10 protein-coding genes are annotated in these 10,348 nt (G+C 38.3%); 6 read left to right on the top strand and 4 right to left on the bottom strand.

Annotated features, from left to right (window positions below):
- Positions 1-391: 391 nt before the first annotated feature.
- The gene (locus tag ACKI4H_RS01225) at positions 392-961 is read right to left on the bottom strand and encodes a peptidylprolyl isomerase (RefSeq protein WP_407303319.1); all 570 of its coding nucleotides are present in this window, start codon (positions 959-961) and stop codon (positions 392-394) included.
- 105 nt (positions 962-1,066) lie between these two features.
- On the opposite strand from ACKI4H_RS01225, the gene ACKI4H_RS01220 reads away from it, so the two are divergent.
- Positions 1,067-1,735 carry an acetoacetate decarboxylase family protein gene (locus ACKI4H_RS01220; protein WP_407303317.1) on the top strand — a complete coding sequence of 223 codons (669 nt, stop codon included), beginning with the start codon at positions 1,067-1,069 and terminating at the stop codon, positions 1,733-1,735.
- Positions 1,736-1,789: 54 nt separating this feature from the next.
- Here ACKI4H_RS01220 and ACKI4H_RS01215 read toward each other — a convergent pair whose 3' ends face one another.
- Positions 1,790-2,860 (bottom strand): alpha/beta hydrolase, encoded by a 1,071-nt coding sequence (locus ACKI4H_RS01215; protein WP_407303316.1) that lies wholly within the window; start codon positions 2,858-2,860, stop codon positions 1,790-1,792.
- Positions 2,861-3,063: 203 nt separating this feature from the next.
- Here ACKI4H_RS01215 and ACKI4H_RS01210 point away from each other — a divergent pair, with 203 nt between their 5' ends.
- The 5 genes from ACKI4H_RS01210 to ACKI4H_RS01190 all read left to right on the top strand — a co-directional run bounded on the left by ACKI4H_RS01210 (position 3,064) and on the right by ACKI4H_RS01190 (position 8,456).
- Positions 3,064-3,558 (top strand): hypothetical protein, encoded by a 495-nt coding sequence (locus ACKI4H_RS01210; RefSeq protein WP_407303315.1) that lies wholly within the window; start codon positions 3,064-3,066, stop codon positions 3,556-3,558.
- 752 nt (positions 3,559-4,310) lie between these two features.
- Positions 4,311-4,859 (top strand): nucleotide exchange factor GrpE, encoded by a 549-nt coding sequence (gene grpE / locus ACKI4H_RS01205; RefSeq protein ID WP_407303324.1) that lies wholly within the window; start codon positions 4,311-4,313, stop codon positions 4,857-4,859.
- A 121-nt stretch (positions 4,860-4,980) separates the two neighbouring features.
- Entirely contained in the window at positions 4,981-6,924 is a 1,944-nt protein-coding gene (gene dnaK, locus ACKI4H_RS01200) for a molecular chaperone DnaK (RefSeq protein ID WP_407303314.1), read from the top strand.
- A gap of 122 nt (positions 6,925-7,046) precedes the next feature.
- Positions 7,047-7,958 carry a matrixin family metalloprotease gene (locus ACKI4H_RS01195; RefSeq protein WP_407303313.1) on the top strand — a complete coding sequence of 304 codons (912 nt, stop codon included), beginning with the start codon at positions 7,047-7,049 and terminating at the stop codon, positions 7,956-7,958.
- A 120-nt stretch (positions 7,959-8,078) separates the two neighbouring features.
- On the top strand, positions 8,079-8,456 hold the full coding sequence (locus ACKI4H_RS01190) for a hypothetical protein (protein WP_407303322.1): 378 nt from the start codon (positions 8,079-8,081) through the stop codon (positions 8,454-8,456).
- An 87-nt stretch (positions 8,457-8,543) separates the two neighbouring features.
- Here ACKI4H_RS01190 and erpA read toward each other — a convergent pair whose 3' ends face one another.
- On the bottom strand, positions 8,544-8,879 hold the full coding sequence (erpA, locus tag ACKI4H_RS01185; protein WP_131292219.1) for an iron-sulfur cluster insertion protein ErpA: 336 nt from the start codon (positions 8,877-8,879) through the stop codon (positions 8,544-8,546).
- Between the two features lie 116 nt (positions 8,880-8,995).
- Positions 8,996-10,006, bottom strand: a complete 1,011-nt coding sequence (locus tag ACKI4H_RS01180) for a putative solute-binding protein (RefSeq protein ID WP_407303321.1) — start codon at positions 10,004-10,006, stop codon at positions 8,996-8,998.
- Between the last annotated feature and the right edge of the window lie 342 nt (positions 10,007-10,348).

Raw genomic sequence — 10,348 nt, 5'->3', positions numbered from 1 at the left:
GGCTCATCAATTTTCTGACAAATATTTCTCAAATAAACTTCGAGTCATTTCTACCATCAATCAATGAAAATAATTTCGATCGATCAACCGGTAAAAATCCACACAAGTTGTTCTTCATAATCTCTTAATGATCTTCTTGCTCTTCGTCAGAGACAAGTTTCAACAAGATAATCTCAACAACTTAACGCTTCGCGTTTCGTTCGTTTCAACATATCTCGTTGGTATGCGCTCATTATAGGGCAATTTCGTACACGCGCAAGTGCTTTTAACTGACAAAAACAATGAGTGTACTATTTTTATGCACCAAACTGAGTCAATTTTATACAAAAAAGTTTCAAACTATTGTTTTAAAGCATAAATATTTATTTAAACATTTCTGCTTTAATTTGTATTACTTTTTCTCAGGTGCTGCTTTAAACGTCACACTGACGATTTTTACAGCTTGCTGCGGTACATTTTGATGCATACCGAAATTCGCTGTCGATACGTTAGTGATTTTATCCACTACATCCATACCTTTAGTGACTTGGCCAAACACCGCATATCCAGCATTCATCTGGCTTTTATTCAGAAATTCATTATCAACAGTATTTATAAAAAATTGGCTAGATGCAGAGTTCGGGTTGTTGGTACGCGCCATTGCTAAAGTACCACGGCTATTTTTCAAACCATTATACGATTCATTTTGAATGGGAGCCTTTGTCTGCTTCTCTACCATGTTGGCATTCATTCCTCCCCCCTGAATCATGAAGCCCGGAATCACACGATGAAAAATGGTACCGTTATAAAAGTTATCCTTTATATAGCCTTCAAAATTTTTCGCTGAAATAGGGGCTTTATCATTAAAGAGCTCTATTTCAATATTCCCCATAGACGTTTTCATTTCTACAATTGAGTTTGCAGCGATTGCCTGTAAACTGATCAAGGTAGCAGCAACAGCAAACAGGGTAGGTTTTAACATTTCTTTACTCTTCTACTTCAAGTTGTAATTGTGAATGTCTATATATTAATCGTTCACTATAAATAAAAATAGTATCTCTTTTTTCGAGATAAAATGAGAATGATAATGAGTGACGAATTACCTCCTACAACTTTTCATAACCACCCACCTTGGCATTTACATGGTGATGCTTTTATTTTGAACTATTGGTTAACGCCAAAATTTATTAATTTGAATCAAGCTTTCCACCTTGCTCCCTCTCCTATTGGTCGAGTAGTTCAGGTGATATTGGTTCGCTATCAGGAATCCCCAGTGGGTCCTTATGATGAACTGCTGATTCTCGATCATCCTTTAATGAGCAAAAGACGGTTGTCTTCGATTCCTAAAATTTATGTATCGACTAAAACCTCTGTGGTACATGGCCAACATTTTTGGGGCATTCCAAAACAATTGGCTCAATTTGAATGGTTGATCAAAGATGATATGGTGTATTGCAATATTTCATTTGGGCAGCAAGAAATGAGTTTATGCCTACAGAAGTATAAGCACAGTCAGGCTTTCTATATTAATAGTCATCATATACCTGCACGGCTGCTCAATGTTCATCAGACCTGGCAAGGTCTACATTACCAATTCAGCCCTCAATTTCGTGGCAAACTCTGTAAACTCAAACAGGCGTCTTGGGAAAATACTCTAGATATCTTTCCAGATTTTTCTCAAGTCAAATATTTACAAAGCTTTTATGTTCCAGAATTTAGCCTCATTCTGCCTACCGCTAAAATTGAAAAAAAATAAAAGGTGTTTCACGTGAAACACCTTTCATATACAGCATCGAATTTATTAAAAAGCTTAACCGTGCTTATCCCAAAACTTTCTATAGTTCTTACTGATTTCAATCACGTACTTTTTAGCCCGAGAAGAAATGGGAGTTAGATTAATAAAACCATGTGGCTGATCGCTATATTCCTGATAATGCACTTTTACGCCTCGATGGCGTAACTTGTAGGCATAAATTTCACCTTCATCATGCAACACATCATGACCCGCTGTAATCACAAATGCAGGAGCTAATTTCTCATGCTGGCCGTAGGTTGGTGAAATAATCGGATCATCCAATTCTACCTGATGAGTTTCCGCATAATAGTGCGTTACAAAATCGATATCCGTACCGGTGAGAACCAGACCTTCTTTATAGGCATGAAACGATGGATGCCGGCTTTTAAAATCTACTGCAGGATAGAGCAGTAATTGCGCTTGCGGTGCATGAAGCTTGTTGGCACTACGCTGGGCAACCACCGCACTAATATTACCACCGGCGCTATCCCCCGCCACTGAAATTCTATTTTTTAAGATTTTAAGCTGTTTTCTGTTTTGATATACCCATGCCAGTGCATCTTCACAGGTTTGGATCAGTTTTGTCGGGCTGGTTTCAGGCGCTAAAGGATAGTCAATGCTCAGCACCTGTACCTTTGCATGCACTGCAAGTATGCGACACACTTCATCATGTGAGTCGAGACTCCCCACAACAAAACCACCACCATGATAAAACACCACCATCGGAAGTTTTTTACTCGGTACAGGATGATAATGCCGCGCGAAGATGGTGCCACTATGCAAAGGTAGCCGTATCTCTTCCACTCGCTTTACTGGCGTGGGTTTAATCTTAATTGCCTGCATTTGTAAATCAAAAGTTTTACGTGCATGGACAACATCCTCACCAATGAAGCCACTTTTACCCTGTTTTAACTGGGCGGCCATCATGCATTGGATTAAAGGATCAAGTTCAGGATACTGGTGCGGATATCTTAAAATTTTAACTAAAGACTTTTGCGCAAAACTCGGCAACCGATCCAAAGTGCGTGCTGCTGTGCCTTGCCCTTTTTCTATCATTGTCTGTAGAGTTCGATTAAAAGCAACCATCAATATCCCTTCCTTTTATTATATTCTTCACATTTTCTACATGATCAGTAAATAATTGACCATACTCTTATACAAGTCTAATCATCTGTATACACAGTAAAAACATTCATACGCTAATCTTCTTTTTATACCTTGTCATTGACAATTTCCAATTATATTTTGGAGTATTTTTGCTACTCCTTATACAGAGAAGGATGTAAGTCATGAATAAAAAACTCATTATACTCTTTTTAATCACCCCATTTTTAACTGTAGGGTGTGTGGCATTTCCAGAAGATGGTGGTTATTACAACGGAGGTTATGATAATCGCTATGACCGTCGTTATGATCGGGATTATGACAACCGTTATGACCGAGAACGAGATCGTCAACGTTGGGAATATCAACAGCGTCAAAACCGCTTGGAATTAGAACGAAAAAAACGTGATCTTAAACGTCACCAATGGGAACAAAATCGTCAAAAGCAGTCAGAGTGGGAGCGTAAAAAACGTGAACAACAACATCAATTAGAACAGCGTAAGCGAGCTGCCGAAAAAAATCGGAATAACCCCTCCAATTGGGATCGAAAAAAGCGTGATCTTGAACGCCAACGCTTAGCACAACAGCATAAAAAAGTAGGTGTGCAACATCGTCAAAAAAACCAACCGCAAGGTAAATCACAAAAAAGACCTTGGAATGACCATCGTCGCAACAATTAAAATACTGTTATCTGATCACTGCCCTTTCTAACCTCGGGCATTTTTTTAATTTTATAAAAATTCTGATTATCACAAGTTAGTGGCTTTGTCTCTTTAACTATGATTCAACAACAAGACAATAATTTGCTAAACAAAGATCCAAGATTCGTATTTATCCCTGCTTACTTTATTTTAGGCAAAAAAAAAGCTTACCCAGAGGTTGGGTAAGCCTAGAAAACTTATTTCAAAAATAACAAGAAGAAACTACAGCGATAGAATCTGGATGAAATAATAAACAACCTGCAGTTTTTTGTGAAATATATAATTTATTTAATATTGATCGTTTTAACGTCTAAGTCTAATGTACCCTTCACAACATTAATCTCTTTTATATTCTATTATCTCTTTTTCTCTATATCGTTCCTTACCTCGACCCTCCATATAAACGAACACAGAGCAACAAAACTTGTTTCTTTCATGAACTGATGACCAAGCTTTTATTTAAGCTGCTGTCTGATTTTATCCATTCGTTCCATATTGAGCATAATGAATCCAACACTTTTAAGCTCATCTCTCGAAAAACCAGATTTTTTAATCATTTTAATCAAATTAAACAGATTTAATTGATTGTCTCGCTTGAATTTTTATTGCCTGCCCCGACCTTTATATTAATCATGAATTTTATCACTCATGGCAGTTCAGAATTAACCCAGTTAACACTGAAGCCAAAAGGACTGTACATGTTTAAGAACCCATTTAAACGGAGTAAATCTATGGCGACTGAGCAAAACGAACAAGCTCAAGATCTAGGGCAAGAGCAAGCTGATCAACCAACAGCACAAACTCAAGCTGAAACGGAGCAAACTGAAGTTTCAGTTGAAGATTTACAAACACAAATTACGAATTTGAAAGAAAGTTTAAAACTTGAAAAAGCACGTACAGCCAATGCGGTATATGAAGCGCAAAAAAGCGTGGAACGCATTCAACGTGATGCTGAAAAGCATAAAGAAATTGTTATTGAAAAGTTCGCTAAAGAATTACTCGACACTGTCGATAATTTAGAGCGTGCCATTCAAGCTGCAGGCGATATTGAATCGCCACTCCTTGAAGGTGTGCAACTTACCTTGAAATCACTACTCACCACACTAGAAAAATTCGGTGTAGTTGAAGTGAATATGAGTAATGGTTTCAATGCAGATTTACATCAGGCAGTAGGTATCGCACCTGATGCTAATGCAGGTGAAATTGGTACTGTATTGCAAAAAGGTTATACCTTGTCGAACCGTTTACTTCGTCCAGCAATGGTCTTAGTAGGCCAATAAGGTAAAGAAATTCGGGAGTTTTTCACTTTTTTAATCAAATTAACTTGAAAAATTTTGAATGGCTCTCATATCCGATAACAAGCAAAAGCATTGCAAAAAATAATTTTGAGGAAGCATCCAAATGGCTAAAATCATTGGTATTGATTTAGGTACTACAAACTCTTGCGTAGCAGTACTTGAAGGCGACAAAGTTAAAGTTATCGACAACGCTGAAGGCACTCGTACAACTCCATCGATTATTGCCTATAAAGATGGCGAAATTTTGGTGGGGCAGTCTGCTAAACGTCAAGCGGTAACCAATCCTAAAAACACTTTATTCGCGATCAAACGTTTGATCGGTCGTAAGTACCAAGACCAAGCAGTTCAAAAAGATATCGGTCTTGTTCCTTACAAAATCATTCAAGCAGACAATGGTGATGCTTGGGTTGAGGTAAACGATAAAAAATTGGCACCACAACAAGTTTCTGCTGAAATCTTGAAAAAGATGAAAAAAACTGCAGAAGATTATTTGGGTGAAACTGTTACGGAAGCGGTGATTACTGTTCCTGCTTACTTTAATGATGCGCAACGTCAGGCAACCAAAGATGCAGGTCGAATCGCAGGTCTTGATGTTAAACGTATCATCAACGAACCTACTGCTGCCGCTCTTGCGTTCGGTATGGACAAAAAAGAAGGCGACCGTAAAATCGCGGTTTATGACTTGGGTGGTGGTACTTTTGACGTATCCATCATTGAAATCGCTGATCTGGATGGCGACCAGCAAATTGAAGTATTGTCGACTAACGGCGATACCTTCCTGGGTGGTGAAGACTTCGATAACGCGTTAATTGACTACTTGGTTGAAGAATTCAAGAAAGAACAAAGCGTGAACTTGAAACAAGATCCGCTTGCATTACAACGTTTGAAAGAAGCAGCGGAAAAAGCAAAAATCGAGCTTTCTTCTTCTACTGCAACTGAAATCAATCTTCCATACATCACTGCAGATGCGACTGGTCCTAAACACTTGGTGATCAACGTAACACGTTCTAAACTTGAAGGTTTGGTTGCTGATCTTGTTGCTCGTACGATTGAGCCTTGCCGTATTGCGCTTAAAGATGCTGGTCTTTCGACTTCAGACATCTCTGACGTAATCTTGGTTGGTGGTCAATCACGTATGCCAATGGTTCAACAAAAAGTTCAAGAATTCTTCGGTAAAGAGCCACGTAAAGACGTGAACCCTGACGAAGCGGTAGCAATGGGTGCTGCGATTCAAGGTGCTGTACTTTCAGGTGACAAAACTGACGTACTTCTTCTTGACGTAACTCCGCTTACCCTTGGTATTGAAACAATGGGTGGCGTATTAACAGCAATCATTGAGAAAAACACCACGATTCCTGCGAAGAAATCTCAAGTGTTCTCAACAGCTGCTGACAACCAACCCGCTGTAGACATTTCTGTGTTCCAAGGTGAACGTAAAATGGCTCAGCAAAACAAATTGCTCGGTAACTTCCAATTAGGCGATATCCCACCTGCTCCACGTGGTGTGCCACAAATTGAAGTATCTTTCGACATCAATGCCGATGGTATCTTGAAAGTGTCTGCGAAAGACAAGAGCACAGGTAAAGAACAGTCAATTCAAATTAAAGCAAACTCTGGCTTATCAGATGCTGAAATTGAAGCGATGATTAAAGATGCTGAAGCGAATGCTGAAGAAGATCGCAAATTTGAAGAGTTAGCAAAAGCACGTAACGAAGCCGATGCGCTTGTATCTTCTGCTCAAAAAGCAGTGAAAGATCTTGGCGAACAAGTAACTGCAGACGAAAAAACTGCAATTGAAACTGCAGTTTCTGAGCTTGAAGCTTCAACTAAAGAAAATGATGTTGAAGAAATCAAAGCGAAAACTGAAGCGCTTCAGAACATCATTATGCCAATTAGCCAACGTGCTTATGAAGCTGCACAAGGCGCTCAAGGTGGTGCTGAAGGTTTTGATCCAAATGCATTCCAAGGTGATGCGGGTCAACAACAAAAAGCGGATGATGGTGTTGTAGATGCTGAGTTCACTGAAGTTAAAGATGACAAAAAATAATTTGTCGCTTTAATTTGACTCGACAGAGTTAAAAAGAGACCGCGCGAAAGCGCGGTTTTTCTATTTCTATACCTCGAATACATGTTATACAGTAATCAAAATAAACAAATGTTAAAGGTATTATGCGCTTCGTTGTACTTTGCCTTTTAGTCATGTTCTTTTTGCTCATGACCTATCAAACTCGAAATCACCCACAAATTCGGTACAATCATCTGCTGGATCGTATTCAACATCCCTTCGATACACGGCTGCGTTATCGCATTGCAGAAGTCGATCCACGTTTTGGTTTAACTGAAAATGAGCTGCAGCTGATTAGCCAACAAGCCACAGATATTTGGAAACAAGGTACAGGCAAAGATTATTTTGTCTATGATCCCAAGGCTAGACTGGCAATTCATTTAATTTATGATCAGCGCCAAGAGGAATCGAACCAACGCCGTCAACACCTAGGTACGATCCAACAAAGCCAGCAAACATGGTCAAATAAAAAACAAAATCTCAAACAATTCAAAGAGGAACTCAACCGCGCCAATGAACTGCTGGAAGCTAAAAAAAACCAGCTTGATCTGCGATTAGATCAATATAACCAAAAAATTGCATTGATCAATCAAAATGGAGATCTAAAGCCTTCACAACATGATCTATTCATACAACAACATCATCAATTACAACAACAAATTTTTGCACTAGAACAGGAAATCAATTTGTATAACCAAAAGATTCAGCAACTGAATAGCCATGTGGATGAACTAAATCAAATCAACCAACAACTCAATCAATCCATCGATCAATTTAATCAACGCTTTCAGCCGCATTTATTTGATAAAGGCTTATTTAATGGTCAACATATTAATATTTACGAATTCGAATCAGCGGATGATTTACGCTTAACCCTTGCCCATGAATTTGGCCATGCACTGGGCCTAAAACACAATCAAGACCCAAAAGCGCTGATGTACCCTATAATGAAAGATCAACAGATGCATAATTTCAGATTATCGATGGCAGATTTGGCCTTATTACAGACACGTTAAGATCAAACCTGGATACAATGCAAAAACCCCTTACTTTTTACAAGTATATACGGGGCAATAGAGCGGAAATCAGGCTCATTTCATGTTATTGTGATGTCAATAAATGACAACATAAAATCTCTGGAGACGCGTGTGAGTTACTACCATATTCTGATTGAAATGAATGATCACATTAGTACAATTGAGCAAACTCGTGAGATTGAAATCTTTGATATTATTGAGATTCAGCCTTACCTCCATTCTATTTTATTGCCATTTTTAAACGAACAACTGATTGAGCTGGAAGATGAAAATCTTGAGTTCAAAGATATTCTGCATTTGGAAATAAAACAGACCTTATTACCCATTCAGCAGTTAATTGAAGAAGAACAACGCTTACTGCCAAGTGATACAGATGTAACCATTACGGCACATGAAATTTTTAACAATCGTGATTTAAGCCAAGATGTGACGACCGTTATTTTTGATATTTTGGAAGCCGCAAAATTAGAAGCATAATTTTTTAATTATGTTTTTACCCACTCTTAATTTCTACTTTTCATAAAAAAGCTCTCCTTACTTGGAGAGCTTTTTTTAAATTCTGTATTAAATTGAGAAAGAAGAACCACAACCACAAGTTGTAGTTGCATTTGGGTTTTGAACCACAAAACGTGATCCTTCTAAGCCTTCAATATAATCGACTTCTGAACCGACAAGATATTGATAACTCAAAGAATCGACCAGCATTTTCACATCACCATTTACAAATTCAGCATCATCTTCATTCATGCTTTCAGCGAAGTTAAAACCATAAGAGAAACCAGAACAACCGCCACCTGTAACATAAACGCGTAACATTAATTCTTGGTTGCCTTCACTATCACGCAATTGGCGTACTTTATTTGCAGCATTGTCAGTCAGCACAAGAGCTTGGGCATTCATGTTGGATCCTCTGTTCAATTCAGTTGTCTTTAAAAGATAAAGACCATATTTCAAGTATAGCATACCCAATATATGGTCAGTCTTTGCAGATTTAAAGTCAAATCTGAGTATTTTTATCAAGATTGTTTGTAGTTCTCATCTTGCAAGGCACATTCGAAGTTTTTCGGATCATTCTTACAACGGAATTGCCACAATAATTTCATCATGCGTTTGTCATAAATCCCACGTTTAGTTAAATCAACACGCGCATCACGCATCATTTTTTGATAGCCCGGTTTATCTACTGCGGGTACATCCATCCAATATTTACTTGGAATGTCCGCTCTCATTTTACCTAAGATATTGAAGGCACGTGGTAATTCGCCTTTTATCCATTCTCGAGATTTTTGACCAAATCCTGCGGGGAATTTTTCTGGACGAATAATAATATTACCGGTCACTTGTAAAATTGGATAATTCACAATCGCGCCTTTATTACCTAAACCTTTATGTAGCTCTAACGGTTTAAACGCTGCTGCGGGTGCGCCAATAATATCGACCTGACCATTATTAAACATGCTGGCAAAGTTTGTGATCTCAGCGCTTACTGCTTGCGCCCCAACTTGCTGCACCATAATTTTCTGTGCTTCATCATAGCTTAAAACGGCAATTTTTTTACCCGCCGCTTTAGCTACGGTATTAATTTTTCGGTCATTCACAAGCAAGTAAGCATCACCAATTGGAATCACACCGGCAATTTCATATTTACCTTGCACCATTTGCGGTGCAAATTTAGAGCTTGCTAAACCCTGCATCACTTTCACTGCCAGATTCAAATTCGTAATGGCACCAATTGCATCTAAAGAACCAGTAAATAAATTAAACTGACGACCGCGCATACCCGTCACGCTAATACCGTCACATTTACCAGCCTTAAAGTCCTCAGCAACTACCGCTTCATTGGTATTGACGCGTAATTCGATATCCGCACCCCAATTTTTAGCTGCTAATTGATAGTCTTTCATAAAGGTATAGACATCGCCATTTTTACCGACTAAATCAAATACGCATATCACTTGTTTTGCTTGGCTAATCCCGGTTACAGCACACAGACCTACACCCAGTAGCAGCGTTTTAGACCATTGCATCATGACTTTTTCCTTGTTTCTTTTTTTTATTCAGTTGAATACTGAATCTTTTTGAGTTTTTATCATTACCAATCACAAGCTTTAATTACTTGTCTTCATTTTTATGATAAAAATTATCTATCATTTTTTTAAGATTACGCCTTTTTTCACTCACTACAATGGCAAAAATGACATATTCAACTCGACAAAAAAGCCTAGAGATATGAACCGCACCCCGAAAGTTAGACACTTAATCTAATTTGAAGGGTGCTTTTCTATGGCTAAACATTCTCAAGAATTTAAACTGAAAGTTGTTCAAACCTACTTATCCAATGGTGGAGGATATAAAAAAACAGGTGAACA

It is taken from the genome of Acinetobacter sp. (assembly GCF_045628685.1).
Lineage (GTDB): Bacteria > Pseudomonadota > Gammaproteobacteria > Pseudomonadales > Moraxellaceae > Acinetobacter.
The sequence above is the reverse complement of the archived record's forward strand: the minus strand, read 5'-3'. Positions and strand labels throughout refer to the sequence as shown.